The 24,905-nt window shown below is 47.4% G+C and carries 22 protein-coding genes and 1 tRNA gene; 4 read left to right on the forward strand and 19 right to left on the reverse strand.

The window, feature by feature from the left end; all coding sequences use genetic code 11:
• Nucleotides 1–83 precede the first annotated feature (83 nt).
• From BIT28_RS17535 to arfB, 3 genes are all read right to left on the reverse strand, one after another.
• On the reverse strand, nucleotides 84–980 hold the full coding sequence (locus tag BIT28_RS17535) for an aspartoacylase (protein WP_075766076.1): 897 nt from the start codon (nucleotides 978–980) through the stop codon (nucleotides 84–86).
• Between the two features lie 73 nt (nucleotides 981–1,053).
• A complete protein-coding gene (locus BIT28_RS17540) occupies nucleotides 1,054–1,503 on the reverse strand; it encodes a hypothetical protein (protein WP_075766078.1) in 450 nt (149 codons plus the stop codon).
• A 92-nt stretch (nucleotides 1,504–1,595) separates the two neighbouring features.
• Complete coding sequence (gene arfB / locus BIT28_RS17545) at nucleotides 1,596–2,009, reverse strand: alternative ribosome rescue aminoacyl-tRNA hydrolase ArfB (protein WP_075766080.1); 414 nt, start codon at nucleotides 2,007–2,009, stop codon at nucleotides 1,596–1,598.
• 177 nt (nucleotides 2,010–2,186) lie between these two features.
• On the opposite strand from arfB, the gene BIT28_RS17550 reads away from it, so the two are divergent.
• Nucleotides 2,187–2,519, forward strand: coding sequence for a DUF3392 domain-containing protein (locus BIT28_RS17550; RefSeq protein WP_075766082.1), 333 nt, complete (start codon nucleotides 2,187–2,189; stop codon nucleotides 2,517–2,519).
• Between the two features lie 79 nt (nucleotides 2,520–2,598).
• Here BIT28_RS17550 and BIT28_RS17555 read toward each other — a convergent pair whose 3' ends face one another.
• The 5 genes from BIT28_RS17555 to BIT28_RS17575 form a co-directional block, all read right to left on the reverse strand.
• Nucleotides 2,599–4,314 (reverse strand): NAD-dependent malic enzyme, encoded by a 1,716-nt coding sequence (locus tag BIT28_RS17555; protein WP_075766084.1) that lies wholly within the window; start codon nucleotides 4,312–4,314, stop codon nucleotides 2,599–2,601.
• Nucleotides 4,315–4,526: 212 nt separating this feature from the next.
• Complete coding sequence (locus BIT28_RS17560; protein WP_075766086.1) at nucleotides 4,527–5,474, reverse strand: DUF4382 domain-containing protein; 948 nt, start codon at nucleotides 5,472–5,474, stop codon at nucleotides 4,527–4,529.
• Nucleotides 5,475–5,707: 233 nt separating this feature from the next.
• Complete coding sequence (gene selB, locus BIT28_RS17565) at nucleotides 5,708–7,513, reverse strand: selenocysteine-specific translation elongation factor (protein WP_075766088.1); 1,806 nt, start codon at nucleotides 7,511–7,513, stop codon at nucleotides 5,708–5,710.
• A complete protein-coding gene (gene selA / locus BIT28_RS17570; protein WP_075766090.1) occupies nucleotides 7,510–8,877 on the reverse strand; it encodes an L-seryl-tRNA(Sec) selenium transferase in 1,368 nt (455 codons plus the stop codon). The genes selB and selA overlap by 4 nt, the downstream gene beginning before the upstream one ends.
• 324 nt (nucleotides 8,878–9,201) lie before the next feature.
• A tRNA-Sec gene (locus BIT28_RS17575) sits at nucleotides 9,202–9,293 on the reverse strand.
• A gap of 386 nt (nucleotides 9,294–9,679) precedes the next feature.
• On the opposite strand from BIT28_RS17575, the gene BIT28_RS17580 reads away from it, so the two are divergent.
• On the forward strand, nucleotides 9,680–10,105 hold the full coding sequence (locus BIT28_RS17580; protein ID WP_075766092.1) for a GrdX family protein: 426 nt from the start codon (nucleotides 9,680–9,682) through the stop codon (nucleotides 10,103–10,105).
• A gap of 474 nt (nucleotides 10,106–10,579) precedes the next feature.
• Here the strand turns inward: BIT28_RS17580 and grdB are convergent, their stop codons facing one another.
• The 9 genes from grdB to trxB all read right to left on the reverse strand — a co-directional run bounded on the left by grdB (nucleotide 10,580) and on the right by trxB (nucleotide 19,895).
• Nucleotides 10,580–11,878, reverse strand: coding sequence for a glycine reductase complex selenoprotein B (gene grdB / locus BIT28_RS17590; RefSeq protein ID WP_083651928.1), 1,299 nt, complete (start codon nucleotides 11,876–11,878; stop codon nucleotides 10,580–10,582).
• Nucleotides 11,879–11,892: 14 nt separating this feature from the next.
• Nucleotides 11,893–13,185: a glycine/sarcosine/betaine reductase component B subunit gene (locus BIT28_RS17595; protein WP_075766098.1), complete on the reverse strand. Its 1,293-nt coding sequence runs from the start codon at nucleotides 13,183–13,185 to the stop codon at nucleotides 11,893–11,895.
• 51 nt (nucleotides 13,186–13,236) lie between these two features.
• Nucleotides 13,237–14,286, reverse strand: a complete 1,050-nt coding sequence (selD, locus tag BIT28_RS17600; RefSeq protein WP_083651929.1) for a selenide, water dikinase SelD — start codon at nucleotides 14,284–14,286, stop codon at nucleotides 13,237–13,239.
• A gap of 176 nt (nucleotides 14,287–14,462) precedes the next feature.
• Nucleotides 14,463–15,626, reverse strand: a complete 1,164-nt coding sequence (gene grdD / locus BIT28_RS17605) for a glycine/sarcosine/betaine reductase complex component C subunit alpha (protein ID WP_075766102.1) — start codon at nucleotides 15,624–15,626, stop codon at nucleotides 14,463–14,465.
• A 12-nt stretch (nucleotides 15,627–15,638) separates the two neighbouring features.
• On the reverse strand, nucleotides 15,639–17,171 hold the full coding sequence (gene grdC / locus BIT28_RS17610; protein ID WP_075766104.1) for a glycine/sarcosine/betaine reductase complex component C subunit beta: 1,533 nt from the start codon (nucleotides 17,169–17,171) through the stop codon (nucleotides 15,639–15,641).
• Between the two features lie 72 nt (nucleotides 17,172–17,243).
• Complete coding sequence (gene grdA / locus BIT28_RS17615; protein ID WP_089153690.1) at nucleotides 17,244–17,708, reverse strand: glycine/sarcosine/betaine reductase complex selenoprotein A; 465 nt, start codon at nucleotides 17,706–17,708, stop codon at nucleotides 17,244–17,246.
• 14 nt (nucleotides 17,709–17,722) lie between these two features.
• A complete protein-coding gene (gene grdA, locus BIT28_RS17625; protein ID WP_083651932.1) occupies nucleotides 17,723–18,190 on the reverse strand; it encodes a glycine/sarcosine/betaine reductase complex selenoprotein A in 468 nt (155 codons plus the stop codon).
• A 156-nt stretch (nucleotides 18,191–18,346) separates the two neighbouring features.
• Nucleotides 18,347–18,673 carry a thioredoxin TrxA gene (gene trxA, locus BIT28_RS17630; protein ID WP_075766110.1) on the reverse strand — a complete coding sequence of 109 codons (327 nt, stop codon included), beginning with the start codon at nucleotides 18,671–18,673 and terminating at the stop codon, nucleotides 18,347–18,349.
• A gap of 10 nt (nucleotides 18,674–18,683) precedes the next feature.
• Nucleotides 18,684–19,895, reverse strand: a complete 1,212-nt coding sequence (trxB, locus tag BIT28_RS17635; RefSeq protein ID WP_075766112.1) for a thioredoxin-disulfide reductase — start codon at nucleotides 19,893–19,895, stop codon at nucleotides 18,684–18,686.
• Nucleotides 19,896–20,860: 965 nt separating this feature from the next.
• Between trxB and BIT28_RS17640 the strand changes: the two genes are divergently transcribed.
• Nucleotides 20,861–22,258, forward strand: coding sequence for an aminopeptidase (locus tag BIT28_RS17640; RefSeq protein WP_075766114.1), 1,398 nt, complete (start codon nucleotides 20,861–20,863; stop codon nucleotides 22,256–22,258).
• 28 nt (nucleotides 22,259–22,286) lie between these two features.
• Complete coding sequence (locus BIT28_RS17645; RefSeq protein ID WP_075766116.1) at nucleotides 22,287–23,762, forward strand: oligopeptide:H+ symporter; 1,476 nt, start codon at nucleotides 22,287–22,289, stop codon at nucleotides 23,760–23,762.
• Between the two features lie 114 nt (nucleotides 23,763–23,876).
• Here BIT28_RS17645 and def read toward each other — a convergent pair whose 3' ends face one another.
• Together def and BIT28_RS17655 are read right to left on the reverse strand one after the other, a co-directional pair.
• Nucleotides 23,877–24,380, reverse strand: a complete 504-nt coding sequence (def, locus tag BIT28_RS17650; protein ID WP_075766118.1) for a peptide deformylase — start codon at nucleotides 24,378–24,380, stop codon at nucleotides 23,877–23,879.
• 45 nt (nucleotides 24,381–24,425) lie between these two features.
• Entirely contained in the window at nucleotides 24,426–24,797 is a 372-nt protein-coding gene (locus BIT28_RS17655) for a DsrE/DsrF/TusD sulfur relay family protein (protein ID WP_342743779.1), read from the reverse strand.
• Between the last annotated feature and the right edge of the window lie 108 nt (nucleotides 24,798–24,905).

A 24,905-nucleotide genomic window follows, 5' to 3' on the forward strand; every position in this document is an offset into this window, starting at 1 on the left:
AATAAAAAAGCAGCCCCCACCAATGTTGGGAACTGCTCTATAGTATGACTGTGTTTCACCCGCTACGCGTTACAGTTCGACTGCTACAGCTCGACAATGACCTTCTTGGCCAATGACATCGCTAAATTATTATCGTAATACGCCGCCTCGTTGATAAAGTGCGGGTAGGCTTCATAGTCACCAATCCAGCAAATCTCTTTACCATCAAATAGGGTGAATATCGGGTCTCCCGAACGAATCGGCTTAAAGTCAGCATCCTGGACATTTCGGTGAACCATACCGATACGCTCGCCATTGTCATCTTCCGGCAACTTCAGCGTTTCTTCATATTTGAATGCTTCATAGTTTGCAGGCAATGACGGCAGAGAATCTGAATTGTGCAGTTCGACATAATCAAGAATGTGCTGGGTCATCTCTTCCATCCAGTCGAGCACATCCTGGCGGATCACTGACTGAGACTGCGGGCCGACTTCAACAATCACGCCTTGCTTGGTGATTGAGCTTAGGAAGTAATGTTCATCAACCGATGTCTGATCTTCCAGCACCACGACGGCTTCAGGCATTTTTGCCTTAACGTAGGCACCCATCTTGCGGTTAAACGCATCGGACTGCAGCAGGATCAGTGTCGGCCCCATATTACTGGTGGTATTGTGCAGGTCGATGATGAAGTCTGTTTTGGCGTTTCCTTTCGGGCCGATCTGAAGGTTGATAGCCTTCGCTCGACTCTGCTCGTAATTAGCCAGTTCAGGGTTGTTCAAATCTTCAAAGCTGAATTGTCGGTTCAGATCGCAATCAAGATAGCGCTTGTTTTCTTCAAACGCTTTCGGATTGGCAAAAACAGTCTGGGTCGCAAAGGAGTCTCGGGCGATCAGTTGTGGATCTTGCTGCCACTTGCGAAGCAGGTAAATCCCGCTGAATTCATTTCCATGCGTGCCGCCGACAACAGCAACCGAATTAATTGTATTCGTCCTTGTATTCACAGGCCTGGCTCTCACTCGTCATAATCTACTGAAATGAATACCAGTTTCACTCACGTTTTGCCAGTGAAACTGACTAATTTTCGACAGGTCGGGTTTGTGCCAGTTTTAAATAAGAATGCAACTCGTCGTTTTTATACTCGATCGCCGAGTGAATATTGACGGTTCGATTGGCTATTACTGCACAACGGAACAGGTCTTCACCTTTATGGATAACCATTTCTATCACACCGTCTACCAGCTCCCACCAGCCCGAATGTTGCTGGCGGTTAAATAGCGTGTACTCGTTAAGCGAACCGTCCGGAAAGAACGTCAGCTCGGTAACAAACCCGGCGCTACAGGTTTTCAGCCACTGCTGGGACGCTATCTCTTCAAGTGAGAAATTTCGCTTATTGGACAGCCATTCATGCATATTGGCCTGTTCGCCTGAATCAAGCTCTGGCAAGGCATCCAAATCCAGTAACCTGACCCGCTCTGACTCCCGCAAATACAGTTGAAGCAACTGGCATGTTTTCTTCTCTGACATCCATATCACCTTTACATATCATTATGTTAGGAACGAAATTAAACCCTATTCGGTTATCTTTCACGGACTAAAGAATCAAACTGTTAACCTGCTCAAAACTTAACCTTACCTCTGAGGGTTTTTGTCTGGCCGCGCTGCGTTTTTTTATCCATTCTGCGTTTCTGGGAGCCTTTAGTCGGCTTGGTTGCCCGTCGTGCTTTTTGCTGGACAACTGATGCCTGGATCAACTCCTTGAGCCGTAATAATGCATCTTCCCTATTCTGTTCCTGAGTCCGATATTGCTGGGCCTTGATGATGATAATCCCATCTTTTGTAATACGGTGGTCAGAGAGTTTCAGCAAGCGTTCTTTATAGAAAGCCGGTAAGGATGAACGCTTTATATCAAACCGAAGGTGAATCGCGCTGGAAACCTTGTTGACATTCTGGCCTCCCGCCCCCTGAGCGCGAATTGCTGACATTTCGATTTCCCATTCAGCAAGCTGAACGGAGTTGGAGATTGTTAACATGAAAAGAAATACAAACCTGTAACGAAAAGGTATTCAAATATCGATTATATCACTGATTCTGTAATCAGTTGTCAGCAAGCCAAATGTGATCATGCTTACAGGCTCGCCCCAAGACAGTATGGTCATCAATGAAGAACCAGTATTCTTTGCAAATCTAACGTTATTGCTATTATATCCATGAACTTACTGATTGAACTTCTAACAGACTCAGGCCAGTTTATACGCCCCAGGCTAAGCGAAATTTCCACGGCCATGGTTGCTTGTCTGCTCGTTGTTTTCGGTGCCGATATTAACCGAGCACTGAGACGGCAACTTTCCGGTACCAACTTTATCATCCGCACCATCGTATTTATTTTGGTCAACGCCTTCGGGTATGGTTTCTTGATTGTTTCCGTCTCTCCCTGGCTGGCCAAACAGCTTAGCCACATACCCAGCCAATGGTTAATCTGCCTTGTTGTCGCGATTTTTATCTTTGTCGGTTCGTGGGCGCAGCGTAACAGACAGGTATAGTACACCTAGCCTCTAATCCGCAGATAAAACAAAACCCGGCTTTGATACCGGGTTTTGGTTATATCTTAACAATCAATAATCACACCCTGCGATATGGCAGGTAAGCCGGCTCCCACATATGTTCGGCCAGTTCCTGCTCGACATCTTTTCCTCGCAAAATGCTGTTTGGATCCGTCGCCTGCATATTGGAGAGAATGCTGGTCGCAACACGCAACGAGACATCTTTCAGCTCACTGATCCGCGGATAAACGCAACCCGCAGCGAGATCTTCCTCGGATACGCATTCAGCCAGCGCATAAGAAGCCATAGTGAACATATCCAAATTAATCTTCCTGGTACGAGAAACAATGGCTGCCAGGCCAACACCCGGGAAGATAAACACATTGTTACCCTGCCCAATCCGGTACTCAAAGCCGTTGTAGCTGACATTCTCAAACGGGCTACCTGTCGCCACGATAGCCTGCCCGTCACTCCACTTATAGATATCTTCCGGAAGTGCCTCGCAATTTGCTGTCGGGTTGGATAGCGGGAATACCATTGGACGCTTGGTATACTCCATCATTTTCTGGACATGCTCTTCTTTGAACGCACCACCAATGCCACTGGTTCCCAACAGTACCGTAACCGGGTGATTGTCGATCAACTCTGTCAGTGATACTTTACCAAGCACTTCGGTATGCCAGCTCTCTGCAATCGAGCGCGGCTTGGCATAACGCTTCTTATACTCATCCAGCCCTTCGCGGTCATCGAAGACCAACCCCTGAGAATCGAGAATGAAGATTTTGTCTCGCGCTACCGTATGAGAACAGCCTTCTTTCAACAAACCGGCATAAATCTGATCGGCTACCCCAACTCCACCGGCTCCGGCCCCGTAAACCACATACGATTGATCGACGAGTGACTCTTCCTTGATTTTGACTGCACCCAAAATACCGGCAAGTACCACCGAGCCCGTGCCCTGAATATCATCATTGAATGAAGGCAGGAAGTCTTCGTAATCAGCTAGATTATCAAACGCATTCGATTTACTAAAATCTTCCCACTGCAACACGGCTTTCGGGAAATGCTGTTTCACCTGACGGACAAACTTCTTGATAAAGGTCTTGTATTCTTCACCGCGCATCCGCTTGCGGGGTACACCCAGATACATAGGATCGTCCAGCAGATCCTGATTATCAGTACCCACATCCAGTGCAATCGGCAAACAATGAGCAGGATGGATCCCCGCTCCCAAGGTATAGAGCGACAACTTACCGATTGGGATCCCCATGCCACCAACCCCTTGGTCACCCAGTCCCAAAATCCCCTGACTGTCTGTTACCACGATAATTTTGATGTCTTTACCGGTAAAGTGACGGGCCTGCTCGCCCATATTATCGACGTTGTCTTCTGTAATATATAAACCACGTGCCTTCTGGTAGCGGTGACTGAACTCCTGACAAGCCTTGCCCACTGTCGGGGTGTAGATGATCGGCGTCATCTCCTCGATGTGGCGAGACAGCAAGGCGTAGAACAATGTCTCGTTTCGATCCTGGAGGGCACGAAGGAACAGGTACTTCTCGATATCCGTCGATGCATTTCTGAAACCGTCATAAACGCGGTTAAGCTGGTCATCAAAGGTCTGAACACGCGGGGGTAACAAGCCACTCAGCTGAAAAGCTTCTCTTTCCTCGTAGGTAAATGCAGTACTTTTGTTGAGTGTCCGGTCATTAAGCAGCTCTGTTCCGGTTAGAGAAACAGGTCTGAATTCATTGCCATTTTCATCTTTCCAACGCAGGTATTTGCCTATCGTCATGGTATCCCTCCAGTCTTATTTTCGACAATCAGTCCTCAAAAATGTCCTGCGGCGATGACAGACAATAAGAGGGCTGACATTGACTCCTTTAGGAGATAACGAAAGATTCTACGCCCTATACTGGATGAAAAATGTGATATTCGGAGAATAATTAGTTGATTTTATAGTGATAATTTAAAAGAAAACCCGCTGTAATAGCGGGTTATCAATGACTAGAAAGTGAACGTTCGGCCACTGGCAGTCAATGCTTCGTCAACAAAGCTAGAATCGATTGTTAACTGGTCCCCTGCATTTTCAGGGTCATCTTCACTGCCGTTACATACCAAGACAACGTCATAACTACCCAAAGGTACATATCCGACCTCAAACTTACCAGACGCAGAATCAACCCCAACAGATGTGTAAGGTTCATTGGTCGATCCCAAATCACCATGAACACCACTGGTAGGCGCTGTGTAAACATAAACGAATGCATCATTGATGTTATTGCCGCAAGCTCCGCCACCCAAGGTAACTTCACCAGAGATCGTTGCGACATCCTGGTTGTTTACCAAGCGAACGCCGCGCGGCTTCAGTTGATAACCATTGGCATTTTCAACCATGCTCTTACGCAAATCGAATTCCAGTGTATAGGCTTGAGTTGCATTTGCCTGTGCATCAAAACCATCAAGTTTCAGCTCGCCACTAGGTACTCGAATTCCCTCTGTGGCACTTGTGTCTGTTACAACATGCGAATACGGTGTGCCATCGGTGTAATTACCTTTTTCAAGCACCGAGAGGCGCATCTGAGTATATTGGCCGGCTTCCATCTGCTCATCACTCAACACCTGCAATGACTGTTCGCCTTGATAAGCCATCAGGTTGATGACCATAAACACCGGGTTTCCATCGCTATCTTGCGGAATTGCAAGACCAGCAGGAATACACTCCGCCGAGCTTTGATCTGAGGCAAAAGACGTTGTTCCCCAACTAGACTCGCCACCGTTTGTGTGATGCACCGTGATCTTATCAAAGGCAACACAAACTTTGCTCAGACCGTCTACTGGCGCATCAGAAAAGGCCAAGTTGAACTGACCAGTATTGCTACTACCATCTGATGAACCTGAATTACACCCTGCTAACGCCAGAGCCACTACACTGGCAACAACCAACTTTCGCATTGATTAAACTCTCAATTAATAATTCTGCCCGAAGAATACCCAGACTCATGCAGTATTCAAAACCAAAAGTTCCCATTTGACGCAAGTCTGACAGAGATTTTACAAAACGGCCTAACAGTGCAATAGTTAAGCAAAAATACGCTTCCCAAAGAGCTAGTTACTGCTTGCAAAAAAGAAGCCTCACAGTGTGAGGCTTCCTGATAATAAAACTACAACTTAGCTAAAGAACTCAATTAGACTAATGCCGTTTCCGCCGCCCGAAGCACCTGACGATCATTCTCGACGCGTTTGATCCAGCCGTCGGATTCCATCCGGTTCAACACAGGGATCATATACTTTCGCGACAAGCCGGTTCGATCTCTGGCATCGGAGATCTTAAAGCGCTCATTGACTTCTCGTCCTTCGATAATGTCGTTAACCAGATCATCGTAAAGCGCTTTTTCATAATAAATCTTACCTTCAAGCGGCACAGCGAAGCCAAGACGTACCAGATTTCGCAACTCTTTCTGCGCTCCCGGGATCTTTTCCTTATCCGCTTCATAGCCCTGCTTCTCAGCCTGGCTCATTCGCTCTAAAATCTGTTTTGCCGTTGGAGAAAGCTGGGCTTCACTACGACCACTGCCAAGTGAGAAGAGTTCGCCGCTCTGCTTTAGTTTGCCCTCTTCGACAAGCTGCTGTAGCAAGGCTGACAAGACATTCATCGGCAACTGAACCTTGCCGCTTAGCTCATTGACGGATAAATCAATCTGCTCTTGCTTGAGGATTGATTCAATCGCCTGATGAGAGTTATTGAAACACTCTTCGGTGAATAACCAATCACCACAGGCTTTATAGCCGGATTCATCAAGCTGGTGATCACCACGCTTGGCGTAACCATACAGGGACATGTTGATAGTGACATAATCTTCCCATGCTGGCTGATCTGGCATTGCCATTAACAAATCATACAGTTTGTTGCGGTGCTGCTTGGCTACCTCGCCTCCCCAGACAACTGCCCCACAGTTTATGATGCTACTACCGCCATGCTGGATAAGCAGCGCGCGCTGGTTCCAAAAACAGCAGGCCGGCTCTTTCAACCTTAAGCGAGCCAGGTTAGTCCCCTTGAAGACAAAAATCTTAGCAAGGGTATTAAACGTACCGAACGCCACTTCGACTTCGCTGTTGTTACGACACTTGTTCTCAAACAACATGCCATCCAGGCGAACAATCACCTCATCAACAATGAAGCCGGACTCCTTCGAGGCCATAAGGCAAAAACCACGTTCGACTTCTTTTTTCTTCACACCTTTCAACGCGATCGCGACGCGGGATACCGGTTGGGCTGTTTCGATATTCTGGTGATACGACTGCAGGCTCTTCACCTGCACTTCCCTGCCCGAAGGCTGAAGAATCAGCTTCTGGCCGACATGAAACTCACCGCCACACAGACTTCCCGTTACTGTTGTGCCGACACCATTGACCGTAAACACGCGGTCGATGTACAAGTGTGCCTGACGCTGAACAGCTGTTTGCTGACGAGCATCATTCGAATGATTGCCCAGTTTACGGCAGATATGCTGGCGAAGCTCGTCGATCCCTTTTTGCTGATGGGCTGATACCACCACTGAGTCCGGAATAAAGCCAGCAATCTCAAGGAACTGCTCCAGCGCTTCTTCCTCGACCAACGCAAGCATGTCATCGTCAACCAAATCCGATTTGGAGATAACCAGAGTCACATTGTCGATCCCCATAGATGCTATCACCTTAAGGTGGTCAGTCGACATCTGCATCCAGCCTTCATCGGCTGCTACCACAAACAACACCATGTCAAGGCTCCACACACCGGCCACCATGTTTCGGATAAACCGCTCGTGACCCGGTACATCAATAACCCCTACTGGCGTGCCGTCTTGATGCTTAAAGAAGGCAAAGCCGAGATCGATAGTCATTCCCCGCTTCTTTTCCTGCGGCAAATGCGCAGTATCAATGCCTGTCAGCGCTTTGATTAACGCCGATTTACCATGATCGACATGGCCAGCCGTTCCGACGACATAACTCATAACAACACCTCCGCCAGCTGGCTACGTAGATACGGAATTTCAGATTCTTCAATAGTGGCGAGATTTAACTGCACCCTGTCATGCTTGATAACGCCGATCACCGGCAGCGGCCAGCTACGCATGATTTTCAGCATTTTTTCCGCAGAGCGCTTGCTTCGTCCGTTATCTGTGACGATCTCAATCGACCAGGAAGGATCACTTTGATCCGGCAACGAACCACCGCCCACGGTTAGTTCCGAGTTAACAACCCGGAGCTGATCGCCAAAACCTTCCGCCAGTAGACAGGCTCTTTGTTCAAGCTCCGCCTCGCCAATCGTGCGCTTGCTTTCAGCAACCCCACGGCCACTTTCTAACTGGTTAAGTTTGCGAACCACCTGCTCTTCAAGCAATGAATACACAATACGGCTTGGCCTGAACGCACGCATCATCGGGTTTTTCTCAAGCTGCCTGATCAACGGTTGCTTACCGGTAACCAACCCGGCCTGCGGACCACCGAGGATCTTGTCGCCAGAGAAACAAACAATATCAGCACCGGCCTGGATATAGCTGGCAACGGTAGGTTCATCCGGCATATCTTCAGTCGTCGTGCCCGACCCCTGATCGACGGCAAGCACGACATGATCCGGGAGATCCCTTGCCAGCTCTTTAATATCGGCAGATTCCGTAAAGCCTCGGATCTTGAAATTGGAGGTATGGACAATCAGCACCATCGCCGTGTTTTCGGTTACCGCATCAAGGTAATCCTTTGCCGTTGTGATGTTCGTCGTACCGACTTCCACCAGCTTGGCACCAGAGAGTGCCAAAATATCAGGAATACGGAAGCCGCCACCGATCTGAATTTGCTCACCGCGTGAGACAATCACCTCTTTGCCTTTCGCCAACTCATGCAGCATCAGATAAATTGACGACGCATTATTATTGACGACCAGCGTATCCTCGCCTTTCACCAGGTGCTGCATTAACTGCTGCAACATCCCCTTGCGTTTTCCTCGCTTACCGGTATGAAGATCAATTTCAAGGTTGTTATAATGCGTATTGACCTCGCCAACACTCTGCCAGATCTCGGCATCTAACGGCGAACGCCCAAGGTTGGTATGAACGATCACGCCAGTGCCGTTGACAACACGCTGCAATCGCTGCTGGTTCATAACCCAACAACCCTGTTCTATATAGTGGTACAGCTGCTCTACCGAAAAAGGCACACCTTCAGGATCACTTAAGTGCTTCTTTTTGTAGGTTTGCACCTGCTCACGGACTATATCCGTCACGACCGGACGGCTTAACCGCTCGATATATGGTGACAAAAAAGCCTGCTGAAGTATTTTTTCAACTTGTGGAATGGAAGATAAGGTGCTTACTGTCATAATCAAGCCCCGATTGGAAATTAATAAAAACAGAAACTTAACTAATAATAAAAGCAGACCACGCTGATAAACTTTTGATAATTAACCAAGAAACCATTAAAGTAAATGTTTTGATTATTTCAGGGGGCAAACAAGGAAGATTTCAAGGACAAGTATAATGATAAAAACTAATTTTCTATTATTAGTTGGCGAGTAACGTTGTCACCGTCATTCTTCTAACCCTGAGTAAACAAGTATAATAATATTATATATACTCGTTCTAAAAAATTAGTCTCTATAACGTTTTTGAATGGACAATCAACTGACTGTAACGTTAAAAAGAGTTGGCGGAAGGAGCAGGAATCGAACCTGCCAAAGCCTATTCAGCTCACGTCGGTTTTGAAGACCGGGAGGGCCACCAGACCCCATCCACTTCCGCGTTTCGATGGGTGTAATGTACCTAATAAGGTTATGATTTGAAAGTGTTTAACAGTCATTCTGTGACCTTTCCGGCAAAGATGATTTTATATGAAACTTATTTCTATTTTGGTTAACTAGCTAACATTTTTTGCAGTCACATCCCGCTAGTAACACATTTATTTACCCAAAAATAAAACAGCAAAATCACAAACCATTCACATTAGCCTTTAACAAATTAATGAGTGTCATTAGATATCCTAATTTTGATTAACAAATAACAAAAACAAGATATTTGCCTGCTATTAGAATTGATCTTTTTATTATAATAACCGCTACCAACAGAACAATTTATGACCAATAAAGCTTTATTTTTTCATTGGCTTGGTTATTTAGGGAGATAAACATGAGATACGATAGACTCGAAATAATTACTAACAACCCAAGCATTGCTGAGCTAAACACCAAAATACAATGTACATCCAGAAATCATATTGAAGATGTATTGATGCTTACCAGAGACAAAGTACATCTTGGCGGGAAAATTATCTCCCACCCTCTCGCAGGAAGTGTTAAACCGCATGAAACACCCTATCGCAGTATCATCGTGCTTAATAACCATGATGAGCTGGATATAGAATCATTAAACCTTATCGAGCAGACCATCGAACGTTACCAAGCCCTATGCAAAGCTAACCCAACACACCTGACTCTTACCGATGAAGAGATTGATACCCGGTTCCCCGAAAAACAACAAACTGATTTTCGTTTCATCGATCTGCAGCTGATCAAATCCTGTCTCGATTCTCTTGGCTTCAAGGGTATTTACTAGCCCTCCCCTTTCTCCAAATCAGGATCCCCGCCATGGCGGGGATCCTTTCCCCTGCCGACTATCTCCTGCTTCAGGTTATAAAGTTGAGCCTAATCTAAGCAACCCCCTCCAACTCCCCCTTCTTGTGACAACCGTTGCCAAGTTACTATTTCAGTCAAGGGGGAGAGTTATTCTCTGTACCTGTACATTTTTCATCAATAGGAAGTTAGTCTTATTCGGCTAACAGAAATGATTGTAGATGAGCGTGGTTGTTCAACATCAGAGAATATTCTTCCCCTTGTACGAAAAGGTAACGAGATCGAGAGAGTTGATAGAAGGGGGAAGCTAGATGGGGTTGAAAACTCAATACTAAAACACAATACACTCTCATCCCGAATAAAAGGAAATCTATCTTTAACCTGCACTCTGACACTAAAAAAGCCAGCCGGTAAACCGGCTGGCTTGAGTGCTTCTTGTTCTATCGTTTTCTAATGCTTAGAACACTGTCTGCTCATCAATCTTAGTCTGAAGTGCACTTAGTGCTTTTTCGACTAGTTGACGACGCGCGTATTTCTCTTCTTTCGGCTGCATTGTTGGATCACCCAGTGGGTGAGGGATCGCAATCGCAGGAACAATACGGTTTGCACCAACCGTTTTAGAAATAGGCACGACAGTTAGAACGTGAACTACAGGCATTACTCTTTCGATTTCTTTGAGCATCGTTGCGCCGCAACGAGTACAAGTGCCTCAAGTGGAGGTGAATATAGCAGCTGTCACCCCTGCCTTCTGTAGCTTCATCGCAATCTCTGCGCCGTATTCTTTCGCCTTCGCGACCGCCGTACCGTTACCGACCGTGGTGTAGAACATGTCATGCAGGCTTCCGATAACACCTTCTCGTTCCATGTCTCGCAACACGTCGACTGGAAGAACTCGGTTAGGGTCCTGGTTACAAGCAACTGGGTCATATCCGCCGTGCGCTGTTTCATGAGTCTCTTCCGTCAAGGTTTCCAAACCACGAATGCTGTATTCGCCATACTTAGATGCACTTGAAGATTCGATATGGTCTGGGTTGCCCTTAGGTACTACACCACCTGATGTAACAAGCGCAATCTTAGCTGTGCTCATCATTTCAACAGGAGGTTGAGGCTCAACGCGGTCAAACACTGGCATTGGATATTCAGTTGTGAACTCCTGACCACCAATTTTGGAAATCAACAAGTCAACGGCACGCTCAGAACCACGTTTTTCTGCAAAGAAGTTCACACGGATGCCACGAGGCATGTAACCCGCTTCTTCTGGAGAACCTACTTCGCCATCGGTTTCTACATAACGGTTAATCAACTTAACCATTGCAGGAACGGCTTTGCGCATGCTCGCTGCACTGTTACCTGTTTCAACCATGTACGCATACTGACGGAACAGTTCATAACCAGGGTTTTCAGGATACATACCCGAAATTGTGGTGATGCCCATTTCGTGAGCAACTTTGGCAACCGTACCACAAGCCATACCGTAACGACCGGCGTTGAAAGCAGGACCCGCAATGATGAGATCCGGTTTCAGCTGAGTTAAGATTTCTTGCAGTCCGTGGCAGCACTGGCTTTCATTTTCGTTGAAGTAGGAGTCACCACAGATAATGGTATGTGTGATTTCTGCCTTGTCCTGTAGCATTGTGTTCACTTGAGAACCAACACCAACTGTACCTTCAACCACCTCCATTGGAGTGTGGGCCATCTCTTCACCACCTTTCTGGGCGAAGAACTGGTTCAAGTAATAAACTACTTTCAATGTCATGTGAGTATCCTCGCTTAGCTTGCTTTAGTGGTGAGGTGATGGTAACCAAGTTCACTGGTTGCGCTAAGAATCGCTTGAATTTCAACCGTGATAGAGCCATCTTCATGCAAGCTACCCTGGAAGCCACCAGCAACCATATCTGCATAACGGTCGTGACCGATCACTTTGTCCATTGCAGGTAGTGTCACTAGCTGGTTGGCGTTACCGTTAGTCACAACAGCGTTCGCACTCTCGTGTGAATCTGCCAATGACTGGCTCTCACCGTTCTGGCCTGCATATTCATCAGTCAGCAAGACAGTCTGAATACCGGCAGCCTCTAGCTTGGCACAGTTCATCATCAGGTCGGCATCTGGGTTACCAAAGCCTTCTTCACTGACAATCGCTGCATCCCAACCCATTTGCTTGGCAAGCTTAACAACGAAGTTAGATGAACGTTCTTTGTCACGCAGAGTAACGTTTTCGTTAGTGACGATAACGCCCATGAAGTTGTATTTCGAACCATGGTGACGATAAAGATCGTAGATAACCGGGCTGTTCTGGTGAACATAGCTGGTGTTCTTGTCACAGGCAGATACACAGTTACCACTGATGATTGCGCCATCCATCACTTCTGTTGGGTACATCAGTGTCGGAAGCATGCCTTTCACATCAACGCCGTAGTAGTAGCTATCGTGCAATAGACCCTGGCTCTGCAGCATGTAGACATAACCAACTTTTGGCAGGTTAGGATACTCGGCAGCCTGCTCTAGCAATGGCTTGGTTTCGTATGTCTGGATTTCATCCGGCTCTACATCTGCAGCCAGCTTACCAATCCAGCGACCTGCTTCCAGGCCAACAAGGCGTAGTACACCTTCGTGGTCGTACTGGTTACATGAGTCATCCACTTCACACTGAATAACCAGGTTCATGGTTGAAGAGAATGGTGTGTATTGTGCACCCGGGCCGCTCATATCCAGGATACCTTCCTGGAAACCAACAACCTCACCGGTAGTGATCACCGCCATGCCTTTCAGCACATGCGTACGACCTTCACCCACCATTGCTTCTTCGCCTAAGTGACGGCCAGGGAAGATGTCGCCACCACCACTGACTTTCACTCGAGGTTCAATAGCATCTTTGACCGGCATGATACGGATGCTATCGCCTGGTTTTGCGATTGATAGTTCAATCGAGCGGATACGGTGATCCAGTTCGCACAGGTGGTTCAAAAGTGCTTGCTGTTCAATCACCACAGTATTTTCTTTTACTTCGCTCACTGGCCCGAAAGCCAAATCACGAACATGAATATTGCCTAGTTCGAGTTTCATTTATATCTCCAAACAAGCGTCAATTGGGATGGGTAGCCTTCAATATCCGTACTAATGGCTTACTTTGATGCCGGCTCCTGCCTCGGCGTACCCGACAACCCAACATGGTTCTTCACTATTGCTAAATTCAGTTAATAAAGCGTCCAGACAATCTTTGGGTACGGCTGCCAGCAAGCCGCCGGAGGTTTCCGGACAACACAGCTTGCGCTGCCAGCTTTCATCAAGATCCGGTGCGAACTCAATCTCGTCTCGGTAAGCATCCAGATTACGCTTGGCACCACCGGGAAATAACCCCTGGGCTGCGTAGTCTTCGGCTTCGATCAGAAACGGCACCTGGGTTGCGTTAAAGTGCATACATACATCGCTCTTTTCGGCCATTTCCAAGGCATGACCAAGAAGCGAGTAACCAGTAACATCGGTACAGGCTTTCACCGGATAGCGGGCGAAAATTTCAGCAGCTTTACGGTTAAGCTTTTTCATGCTGTCGGTTGAGGCTGTAATAGCCTGCTGACTCGCCTTACCCCGTTTTGCTGCGGTTGAAATTAAGCCAGTACCAATCGGCTTGGTGAGTACCAGAATATCGCCGCTGTCAACAGCAGCTTTGGTTTGCACTTTAGAGGGATGGATCGTACCCATTACCGACAAACCGAATTTCGGTTCATCGTCTTCGACGGTATGACCACCGACCAATACCGCTCCGGCCTCACGGACTTTCTCCGCACCGCCTTTGAGGATTTGGCCAACGATCTCCTGGGGAAGATCACTCGGAACACAAAATATGTTCATTGCCAATGTTACCTGGCCGCCCATGGCGTAAACATCGCTGAGTGCATTTGCAGCAGCTATGGCACCAAAGTCATACGGGTCATCGACGATTGGAGTAAAGAAGTCCAATGTCTGGATGACGGCAACATCATCAGTGATTTTGTAGACGGCAGCATCATCACTTACCGTCAACCCAACCATCAGATCGGGATACGCTTGTTCGGGAAATAGGGGTGAAATGGACTGCAGAACCTGCGCCATGGCCTTAGGGCCAATTTTCGCCGCTCACCCAGCTTTTTTGGTCATCTGCGTAAGACGCACTACTGTTTCTGTCATCTCTATATCCTTAGTAACGGACGGTGGATACCACCCTAAACAAAAATCATGTGTTCTTATTCAGGATGGCATGGCGCTACTCTCGATGCTGCCGATTTCGCGCTCGCGAATTTCCTAGTGTGTGACTTCTCTTGCCATCGAAGTAGATTGGCTGGAGGTTTTGGCGACTGTCACCATTAGCCGATAAACTTAGTTTCGGTTAACCGTGCCCGTGCCTGCTCCAAGTCGTCTCTTGCCACTAACACTATCGGGCCGGTACAGCCCATGCCTGTGCGGGCAAAGATGTTAGCCTTCCACAGCGCCTGGCAGGCATCTTCAATCTCGAGGATATCAATACCGCCAATTTCTGCGTCAGTAACCTTCTCCGGTGGTGCAGTCACTTCTGCCTTGGCCTCTACCGGTTGCTTAGGTTGGCGATACTTGGCCAGCACGCTGTTCAACCCGGCCAACGACGCCGCTTCCCACTCTTCATCGACTCGCTTCATAACACTCCCTTTTGCAGCATCTGCACACAGTCTCATCGCGCCGGCTACAACAGGGGCGCCTGAGGCTCTTGAAATGATATTTATCAGCTTGTCGGAAGCGCCCTCACCCAACCCCGGACCGTAGCCGAAGCCTGATGCTTCATAGCTGCCGCCAGTGGTGAACGAAGAGAACATCTTCATAAGTAGGTTACCGGTCAGGCTATCAGTCACCATGACATCCGGTGTGCCTTGTAGCAGGTCATTGCCTCGCATTGCGATACCGCCATCGGCACGACCAGACTCCGCAAAGTGGATGTCATAGCCGCCTTCGGCAAGCTCACGCAAACTACGCTCGCACAGTGCCGCACCGTCGATATTCAAAACACCGACTGTTGGCTTTTTGATACCGCTCGCCTTGGCCAGTGCAATACCATAAATCGTATTTTTCAGCAGTGCTGCCTGGCGGTTGGTATCTGTGGTACCCGTTGTCGAGGCGATGATCATTTCACGACCTGTTCCCGGGGTTACCACTTTTCCCATGGTGCTCACACCCAGCGGGAATGCGTAATGCAAGGTCACACAACCATCGATCTTTTTGTCAGCGAACAGCCCTTCCATCACCTTGTGGCACTCGTGAAGATCGGCCGCCGGATAGCATTCGAATCCGCACTCAGGATCGTCACAGCCAATCAGTACCGGTTCGATATCGCTATACTGGCGAGCGACCAACTGAGCGCCGCGAAGTAACTCCTGAGGACCATGCTCGCTGCCAACTAATGTCAGGGCGATGCGGGTCTTCTTGCCAAACTGGCCGCTAAGCAGGCCATCAGCCATGGCGTTGAAGGTATCGGACAGTTGTTGATTGATGTTACTCATAGCAACCTCCGATTACTGTTCGCGATTTAACAAGTTCTCAGCCACATCACGCATTGCCTGGGCAACAACCTGCTTGACCTGAGCCTCATCAAACACTTCTTCCTGCTTGCCGCTGTTTTTCTGAACCACAAAGCTCAGACCATCAAACAGGTTGGTCATACGGCCCAGGAACAAGCTGCCCTTGCCGACCATCATGAAGTTGTTGATGTCACCGTTGACAATCATTTCGCGACCGAAGCCCAGGAATGGAACGCCTGACGGGATGTGGCCCTGAGTCGGTGCAAAGCCTGTCATACCATGCTCAGCAACAAACTGAGGTAGCTGGGTGCGCTCTAGCTGGCCTTCTTTAACCGCTAGCGCCGCAATCATCTTGTAGTTTGACTCCGGAACATTACCGGCACCTGCTGGCTTGGTAATTTCTGGGTTTTGCATTTCGACAGAGTACTTGTCGATGTCAGTCATTGCCATACCGGCATTTTTCAGCGGGTTGGCAATCAGTGCTGTCATAACAGCCTGTGGAGAGGAGCCGGTACCGATCTGATGGCGACCAACAATATCAGTATTGATTTCAGGACTGATACCGTCGTTTTCTGTCACCATACAGGCAAAGCCAGCCAGACAGTCTTCCAGTACCGGCATGTCGTTTTTAACATGGTCACGGCCGTTCATGCCCAGTTTGGCAACGGCGCCACCAGCAACAACCATCACGTTCTTGAATACGCCGGATTTAACCAAGGCGGCAGCCAGTGTCATCGCGTGGGCAGGTGCCGCACAGAAACCACGTACATCCGAACCCGTTGCGGTATTACAGCCGATAACCTCACCAATCGCTTTGGCGAAGTTACCGCCGCCACGCTGGTTGATGTCACCACAGGCTTCTTCCGAACATTCGATTAGGTAATCAACCTTGTCGAGCTCAATACCCTGCTGTTTCAGGTGCATGGCCGCCATTACGCCTGATGCCTTGGTACACAAGTTTTCAAGCATAATATGGGCAGACAGGTTTTCATCCTCGTCGTGGGCGGCTTTCACACAGCCGACCAGCTCACTGTTCATCATCAGCACTTCCGCCTGATGATTTTCAACCAGCGCCAGGATCTCATCTTTGGTGATAAGCTGGTGGCCGGCAAACAGGTCAACATCACCGTATAGGGCATGCTGGCCAACCTTTGGCTGATAGGTGTCAATAAATTCTTGAGTGAAATGAACCAGGTTGAACACGTCTACGTGGTTCAACATGGCATAGAAACTTTCCTGGCTATAAATTTCGCCGAACTTGCCTTCGTGAGAAGTATGTTCTTTGTTCTCAAACCATGGCTGGGGAATATCTGCCAACTGTTGTGGGGTAAGGTTACCGATATAACACTGGTTGGCCGGGTAAGAAACCACGTCTTCATAAGGACGAAGGTGGTCTTTTAGCTGCTGTAAATAGCTGTCTGCCGGGTCTTTAGCCCGAGACTGCACCTGTACCGAACCATGTTGAATCAATACATCTGGGGTATGGGCGAGCACATAGCTCACACCTTTAATTACTGCGTATCCCATTGTTACTCCTGCATCCGAGCCGGATAGTAGGTTCGAGCCAGAGGCCTGACCCGAACCAGCATTGAGATATACTTATGCTAATGCAGTTTCGCTGCGGTATTGTTGCATTTCCGCTTTAATCGCATCGACATCAAGTACCATTTCCATCATTCCGACCTGCTCGTCATAGACTGCCGGATCGACGGCTTCTTTAATTTCGTCTTCAACCACGTGATAACAAGAAAGTCCTAACTGGACTCCCGCCAATGGTCCTGCAAAAGTCGGATCGCCGGTGGTGACGGTTTCACATGCCAGGCCAGAAGCTTCTGCTTCTGCGCCGCCAAGAATCACAACAAGATTCTCTGCGCCTTTTTCCTCGGCAAGGGTTTTAATCCGCTTTTGGTTCTCAAGATCCATTGCGCCTGCGCTTGTTCAAACGAAACATTCTGTAGTAGAGAAAGCAACGTGAGCACCTGTGGTCTTCATGCAAGCTTCAATTGCCTGACCAGGTACGCCATCGCGGTCTCCAAGAATGATCACTGTTTTATTAGCGAACACAATCTTTCTCCCGATTAAACATACTTTCCGAATTGCTCACGATACTCTTTGACCTCTGCCACGATGGCATCGACATCAAGTACCATTTCCATCATGCTTATCTGCTCGTCATAGACGTCAGAATCCACATTGTCTTTAATTTCCGGCTCAACCACATGATAACAAGAGAGTCCTAACTGGACTCCGGCTAATGGTCCGGCAAAAGTAGGATCGCCGTTTGTCACGGTTTCACATGCAAGGCCAGAAGCTTCCGCTTCAGCACCACCAAGTACGACTACCAGATTCTCTGGGCCGAACTCGTCAGCAAAACCTTTAATCCTCTTTTGGTTTTCCAGATCCATAGCACCTGCGCTGGTTCAGACGAAACACTCAGTTGTAGAGAAAAGAACATGTGCGCCAGCAGTTTTGATACAAGCTTCGATAGCCTGTCCTGGAACACCGTCTCTGTCTCCCAAGATAATAACTTTCTTATCTTTGAGCATTGTTCACTCCAAGGGTACAGATTACTAAGGTTATGTTGTTGCCAGTTGCCCGGTACAACATGTTTTCTAAAAACGCAGTTTCAGTGTGAAACGTTGTTTTTCTATTTGTTCAACAGGTTAGATAACCTATTCAATACAAATTCTTTTCAGTTGGCCTTACGCTTTTTCAGCGATGAAGCTTTCAACTTCTTGTGCAATTTCTTCAATTTCAAGCTCTTCACCAGACAGGTGCTTCACTTTTTCGCCGTTCTTGTAGAACACAATTGAAGGTAGACCCATCACTTTCTGCGCCATTGCCAAACGACGGTTACCCTGGATGTTTAGCTTGCAGAATTTGATCTCTTCACCGTATTGCTCAGCCAGTTTGATGACATCAGGCATTAGCTCAATGCATCGGCCGCAGTTTTCGCTCCAGAAATCAACCAAGACAACACCGTCGACGTTAACTTCAGTATCGAAATTTTCTTTGTTCAATTCGATCATTGCGTTTCCCTTAATACAGAGTTTCTAACTCAGCGATATCCTTCACATCTACTCGCTTGGCTTCCTGCCCAGCGTCAAATCTGATTACTACGGGCACTTCTTTCACATTGAAGCGGTTGGCAATGTTCTGGCTCTTGTAGGTATCGATAGTCACGACACGCTGATCCGGCTGATCTTTACAGTGCACTTCAAGTTCGTTGATAACATCCAGGCTTTCTTTGCTCAGCGGGTTCCAGAATGCCACCATAGCTGTGCCGTCAAACTCGGCAACAGACTTACGCCAACTCTCTTCTTCTTCGATATAGCGGTCGGCTGCTACTGCTGCAACTGCGCCATCCCCTGCCGCTGTTACTACCTGGCGTAAGAACTTATCGGTTACGTCGCCAGCTGCGAAAATGCCCGGAACGCTCGTTTCCTGCTTCTCGTTGGTGATCACGTAGCCCTGCGGTGTCAGCTCAATCAGCTCCTTGACGAATTCAGTCTTCGGCACGGTACCAACGAACATGAACACACCGTCGGTCGACATTTCAGTGATCTCACCTGTTTTCAGGTTCTTCAGCTTCACGCCGTCAACCAGCTCGTCACCACAAATCTCTTCCACCACTGAGTTCCATACAAACTCGATTTTGTCGTTGGCGAAAGCCTGTTCCTGTGCCGTACGATCCGCATCCAGAATGCCCTGATCGTGCAAGACAATCATGGTCACTTTATTCACGAACTTGGTCAGGAAGACAGACTCTTCAACTGCCGTATTACCTGAACCAACAACCACAACATCCAGCTCTTCATAGAAATCCGCATCGCAGGTTGCACAGTAAGAAACACCTTTACCACGGAATTCTGCTTCACCCTTGATACCCAGGATGCGAGGCGTTGCTCCGGTTGCAATAATGATGCTCTTGGTCTGGAACTCTTCGCCTTTGTTGGTTTTCAGCGTTTTGATGAAACCATCTTCTGCAATACTGATATCCGTAACTAAACCACGGGCAAACTCGACACCAAACTTATTACAGTGGTCACGGAACATATCCATGAGCTGCGGGCCGGTTGCTTCAAGGATTCCCGGATAGTTTTCCATTTCGCTGGTTGTTGCTGCCTGGCCACCGGTATTACGCTTATCTTCAAGAATTAGCGTTTTCATTTTGCCGCGGGCTGCATAAACACCTGCTGACATACCGCCCGAGCCGCCACCAATAATGATGACATCGTATAGTTCTGACATATTTATCACCGATTTTTATTTTCACTACCACATGCCATCTACACCTAGCACTTATTCACTATTAATAAGTGTTACGAATATCTATGGCACTTCAAAATAAATCAGTTCTCGACGCAAGCTTTATAAGCCCTACGGTTTATACGAACAATGCGAGATAACTAATCGCCACTCTCATCATTTAAAATCAGATAGTAAAAGGTATTGTATTCTCTATATAAGCAAGTAATTAATTTTATTAGTTTTACCTATATATAGATGATTGACTCTCATCCTTAACAACTTGTAGGCGATTATAATTAGTAATGTTTATTTTTTTGTGAGCAATGCCCAATTACAGGATAAAACACTGAAATAGAACTGCTAATGATACATAGATCATATTCAACCATAAGCACCTTGAATAACTAGGGTTATTTTAAGCACAAAAAGTAATTAAAATGAGAAATTTCGTTACACTATAAGAAATACCATACCTCTATAGTGTCAAATTTCCTCAAATTTCTACGATCTGACACTTTAATTACTAATATTTTATAAATTTTAACAAAGCTGACAAATAACATTTACCATTAGAATAACTAATGCTTAGGTTAAAAAAATATAGTGAACCAGTTGCACATAAAAAATCAGTGGCACGAAAGATTAATTTTCCACCGCAAATTATTATGATTACCCAATGAAATATGTTTTATTTTTATTTGTTATGACTATAAACAGTAAGATTCAAATTCAGTAAATTCACTGCATACAAGCAAATAACTTAGTTAAACAATCATTTCATTTGAATTTAAAGCACCTATCATCAAAAACAGCAATAACACATAGCAACAACTACACACCCAATCGATACCAGCAGAATCTTCCGCGTTAATTTTAAATGATAAGAGGATAATGCTCACAAAACCCCTGTTTGATAGAATGATAATCTCCGCCCCGAAGTTCATATAGACATTTGGAGTTACGCAATGGATACACTGCAATACACTAATGGTTGGCTCAATCTTGAAAATAACCGAATCGATGAGATCAATCATTTCTGTGAAGACTACAAACATTTTCTCAATGCAGGAAAAACAGAACGCCAATGCGTGAAAGCAGCTATTGCAGAAGCCAAGCAGCATGGCTTCCGCCCTATTGAAGAATTTGAACAACTAGTCGCTGGGGATAAAGTATATTTCATCAACCGCAATAAGAACGTTGTGTTAACTGTTGTAGGCAAACGTCCTATTTGTGAAGGTATTCGATTTGTCGTTTCCCATATCGATTCCCCTCGCCTGGATCTAAAGCCTAACCCGATGTACGAGAAGAATGAGCTGGCGCTAATGCGTACTCATTATTACGGCGGCATCAAGAAGTATCAGTGGGCTTCTCGCCCGTTGGCCTTGCACGGTGTTGTAGTGACTAAGTCAGGCCGTGCCGTAGATATTGTTATCGGTGAAGACCCTCAAGACCCTGTTTTCACCATCCCGGACTTGCTACCGCACCTGGACAAGAAAGTTCAGCGCGAACGTAATGCTGCAGAAGTCCTGAAAGGTGAAGAACTGCAAATCATCGTCGGCTCTGTGCCTATGTCCTTCGATGACGAAAAGATCAAAGACAAGGTCAAACAGCACATTCTTATCAAGCTGCACGAGAAGTATGAAATCACAGAGCCTGACTTCATCTCTGCCGAGCTAATGCTAGTCCCTGCCGGTGATGCACGTGATGTTGGTATTGATCAGGGTATCGTTGGTGCCTATGGCCAGGACGACCGTATCTGCGCCTATACATCACTCGAAGCCATCCTGGAAATTCCGACTCCGGAACAAACAGCTGTCTGCTTCCTGGTAGATAAAGAGGAAATTGGCTCGTCTGGTGCAACAGGTCTAGAATCCCGCTATCTTGAATTTTTCACTGGCGAGTTATTAATCCGTCAGGCAGGCACACAGTATAACGACCAGATGCTGCGTCGCTGTCTGTGGAAATCCTATGCCCTGTCCTCAGATGTCAATGCCGGGCTTAACCCGTTATTTGAATCTGTGCATGATGCACAAAACGCCTCCAAGTTGGGCTACGGGCTTGTGCTGACCAAATATACTGGCCATGGCGGCAAAGCCGGATCGAATGATGCCGATGCCGAGTATGTCGCGGCTCTTCGCCGTATTTTCGACGACCACGAAATCACCTGGCAAACCGGTTTGCTTGGCAAGGTGGACGAAGGCGGCGGCGGCACTGTGGCTAAATACCTCGCGCACTATGGCATTAATACCATCGATGCCGGTGCTGCCTTACTTTCTATGCACTCGCCGTTCGAACTGGCCTCCAAGTTCGATATTTACGAATTGTACCGTGCCTACAAGACATTCTATACCGAAGCTCTGTAGCGTCCTCTGCTGTGATGGAGAATAAACAATGAAAAAACGTCATCCGTTGACCTTTTATATCCTATGTTCATGCCAGTTCTGGTGGGCGCTGTCTTTCTATAGTCTCTGGGCTATCCTGCCAGTCTTCTTGGGCGACGAGCTGGGTATCGATCAGAAAACCTCGTTTGCAACCTTCGGTGCCTTTGCCGCTTTGGGCGCTGCCATGCTGTTCGTCGGTGGCTGGCTGGCCGACAAGGTACTTGGCGCCAAGCGGACGCTGGTTTGGGGCTTCTTCTTCCAGGGGCTGGGTTATTTCATCATTGCCTATTCGGCGATAACGGCGCAGCCGCACTTCGTATTTATCGGTTTGGGTACGGTCGCTGTCGGTCGTGGTATTGGTAGTGTTGCGCCTCCTACTATCATTGCCGCTTCTTATGACAAGAACGACCCGCGTCTTGATGGAGCCTATACCTTGTTCTATATGGTCAACAATATTGGTGCCTTCCTAGCACAGCTAGGTGCTCCAATCATGGCCTACAGCATTGGCTGGACATCCGCTTTCATTCTGTCGGCCGTGGGTATGACTGTGAACGTGGTGACTTACCTGCTGCTGAACAAGAAAATCAAGCAGGCAACCGAAGCCGACAAGCGCGTGGTTCCGTTCAAGACCAACAGCCTGTTCCTGTCAGGTGCATTGCTCGCTGTTGCCGCAGCCAGCTACCTGCTAACTAACCTGCCATTGGCGCAGTTTGTTCTGGCCGTCGCTGCTCTGGTTATTCTTTTCCTCATAACCAAAGAAATGAAGAAAGAAAAACCAACCAGCCGCAAGCGTATGGTTGTGGGCTTGGTATTGATGGGACAGGCACTCGCCTTCTTTATTCTCTACAACCAAATGCCAACATCGCTTAACTTCTTTGCAATCAACAATATTGTACCTGAAGTATTCGGTATCGCGATTAACCCGGTATCCTATCAGTCCCTGAACCCGATGTGGGTTATCTTCCTGAGTCCGATTCTTGCTCACATCTATACGACACTGGGCGAAAAAGGCAAAGACTTGTCGATGCCGGGTAAGTTCGCGCTGGGTATGTTGATTTGTGCGGCGGCGTTTGCCTGTGCAGGTTTCTCCCAGTACTTTGGCGACGAGAAAGGCATGCTAAATCCATTCTGGATTGCCGCGCCTCACTTCCTGTTTGCCATTGGTGAGCTACTGATTTCGGCGCTGGGCCTCTCTGCCATCGCCAAGCTGTTCCCAAGCCGTATCCGCGGCTTTATCTACGGTGCATGGAACATGACACTGGCATTGGCATCCGTAGCAGGTGCCTGGGTGGCAGGCCTGTCTTCATCCGGCGAAGCTGAGATGACACCGGTAGAAAGCTTAGTATCTTACGGTAACTACTTCTACGCCCTGGCCGTCGCTTCAGCGGTAGTCGGTGTGGTCTGTGTGATTCTGGCTCCTCGCCTGAACAAATTGATTGAAGCTGATCCTGAGCAGGAAGCCAAAGAAGAGCTACAAACAGCGTAATTTACTCGCATAACCTTTAGTTATAATTAAAGCGAGAACCCTTGGGTTCTCGCTTTTTACTGTCTTGCGCTTTATCTATTCGAGCAGGTTATCTTCGCCTTCAATGAAAGATACTTAAGCACTTAACTTCAGGTGTTTTTTCACTTTCTTGAGCGCCATCTGCTTCTTAAGCGGCGACAGGTAGTCGATAAACAGCTGCCCCTGGAGATGATCAATCTCATGCTGCATTACAATTGCCAGGAAATCATCACGTTCGATAGTAATCGCATGACCATGACGATCGAGCGCTGTCACCTTGACCTTGGTATAGCGCTCGACATCGGCGTAATAGCCTGGTACAGACAGGCAGCCCTCCTGACCCGCCGCGATATTCTCGCCGCCTGCAACATGCGGGTTAACCAACACTAGTGGCTCATTGCGGGAGTCAGAAATGTCTATTACCACAATAGCTTCTGTTCGCCCTACTTGAGTGGCCGCAAGGCCGATACCATTATCCGTGCTGTACATGGTCTCAAGCATGTCATCAATGAGTGGTTGCACGGCAGCAATGTCTTCCACTTGTGATGCTTTGCGCTTTAATTTCTCATTTGGAACAGTCAGTATATCTAATATTGCCATTTTGCCTCGAATTTCGATGTAAAAAGGTGAATCTAAAAAACGGTGCTAGAAACTAACGACTTTATCTGCAGTGAGCGTCCATGTTGCCAAATCATCCAGTTTTCCTATCTCCACGCCTTCAATCAGCGGCAGCGCCGTTAACCCGCGAGCATCTGTACAGGTCTTGCACAGCTTTACCTCTGCCCCCTGCGCAATCAGGATTTCGATCATTTGCTGAATGTTGTAGCCCTCTGAAGGAGCCTGCTTAACAAGGGCACAGGAAACCGAATCAGACATCAAGAAAATCTTGATGCTGGTCTCTGTCTTCTCTTGTTCATTAAGATTAATTGCCAGCCTCAGCGCGTTGAACGATCGCTCTGAGCCATAAGGGGCATCATTGAGAATAAAAAGTAACGTTTGTTTAGCCATATCTAACATCGCTATGTCCTGATAAATGCTGAGGCAACCTTATGCCTGAAAGAATAATTCGCTATACTCTACGTCAATTATGCCGTTACACTCATGATTTAGCTCTATTTTTCGCTT

It is taken from the genome of Photobacterium proteolyticum, assembly GCF_001939735.1.
Taxonomy (GTDB): domain Bacteria; phylum Pseudomonadota; class Gammaproteobacteria; order Enterobacterales; family Vibrionaceae; genus Photobacterium; species Photobacterium proteolyticum.

Bases quoted from the DNA above. Each gene is read 5' to 3' on its own strand.
- BIT28_RS17595 (WP_075766098.1), bottom strand. From the start codon at position 13,185: ATGAAACTCGAACTAGGCAATATTCATGTTCGTGATTTGGCTTTCGGG.
- selB (WP_075766088.1), bottom strand. From the start codon at position 7,513: ATGAGTTATGTCGTCGGAACGGCTGGCCATGTCGATCATGGTAAATCG.
- BIT28_RS17540 (WP_075766078.1), bottom strand. From the start codon at position 1,503: ATGTCAGAGAAGAAAACATGCCAGTTGCTTCAACTGTATTTGCGGGAG.
- BIT28_RS17655 (WP_342743779.1), bottom strand. From the start codon at position 24,797: ATGTTAGATATGGCTAAACAAACGTTACTTTTTATTCTCAATGATGCC.
- BIT28_RS17645 (WP_075766116.1), top strand. From the start codon at position 22,287: ATGAAAAAACGTCATCCGTTGACCTTTTATATCCTATGTTCATGCCAG.
- BIT28_RS17550 (WP_075766082.1), top strand. From the start codon at position 2,187: ATGAACTTACTGATTGAACTTCTAACAGACTCAGGCCAGTTTATACGC.
- BIT28_RS17580 (WP_075766092.1), top strand. From the start codon at position 9,680: ATGAGATACGATAGACTCGAAATAATTACTAACAACCCAAGCATTGCT.
- def (WP_075766118.1), bottom strand. From the start codon at position 24,380: ATGGCAATATTAGATATACTGACTGTTCCAAATGAGAAATTAAAGCGC.
- trxA (WP_075766110.1), bottom strand. From the start codon at position 18,673: ATGATCGAATTGAACAAAGAAAATTTCGATACTGAAGTTAACGTCGAC.
- trxB (WP_075766112.1), bottom strand. From the start codon at position 19,895: ATGTCAGAACTATACGATGTCATCATTATTGGTGGCGGCTCGGGCGGT.
- BIT28_RS17640 (WP_075766114.1), top strand. From the start codon at position 20,861: ATGGATACACTGCAATACACTAATGGTTGGCTCAATCTTGAAAATAAC.
- grdC (WP_075766104.1), bottom strand. From the start codon at position 17,171: ATGGGATACGCAGTAATTAAAGGTGTGAGCTATGTGCTCGCCCATACC.
- BIT28_RS17560 (WP_075766086.1), bottom strand. From the start codon at position 5,474: ATGCGAAAGTTGGTTGTTGCCAGTGTAGTGGCTCTGGCGTTAGCAGGG.
- BIT28_RS17555 (WP_075766084.1), bottom strand. From the start codon at position 4,314: ATGACGATAGGCAAATACCTGCGTTGGAAAGATGAAAATGGCAATGAA.
- grdD (WP_075766102.1), bottom strand. From the start codon at position 15,626: ATGAGTAACATCAATCAACAACTGTCCGATACCTTCAACGCCATGGCT.
- arfB (WP_075766080.1), bottom strand. From the start codon at position 2,009: ATGTTAACAATCTCCAACTCCGTTCAGCTTGCTGAATGGGAAATCGAA.
- selA (WP_075766090.1), bottom strand. From the start codon at position 8,877: ATGACAGTAAGCACCTTATCTTCCATTCCACAAGTTGAAAAAATACTT.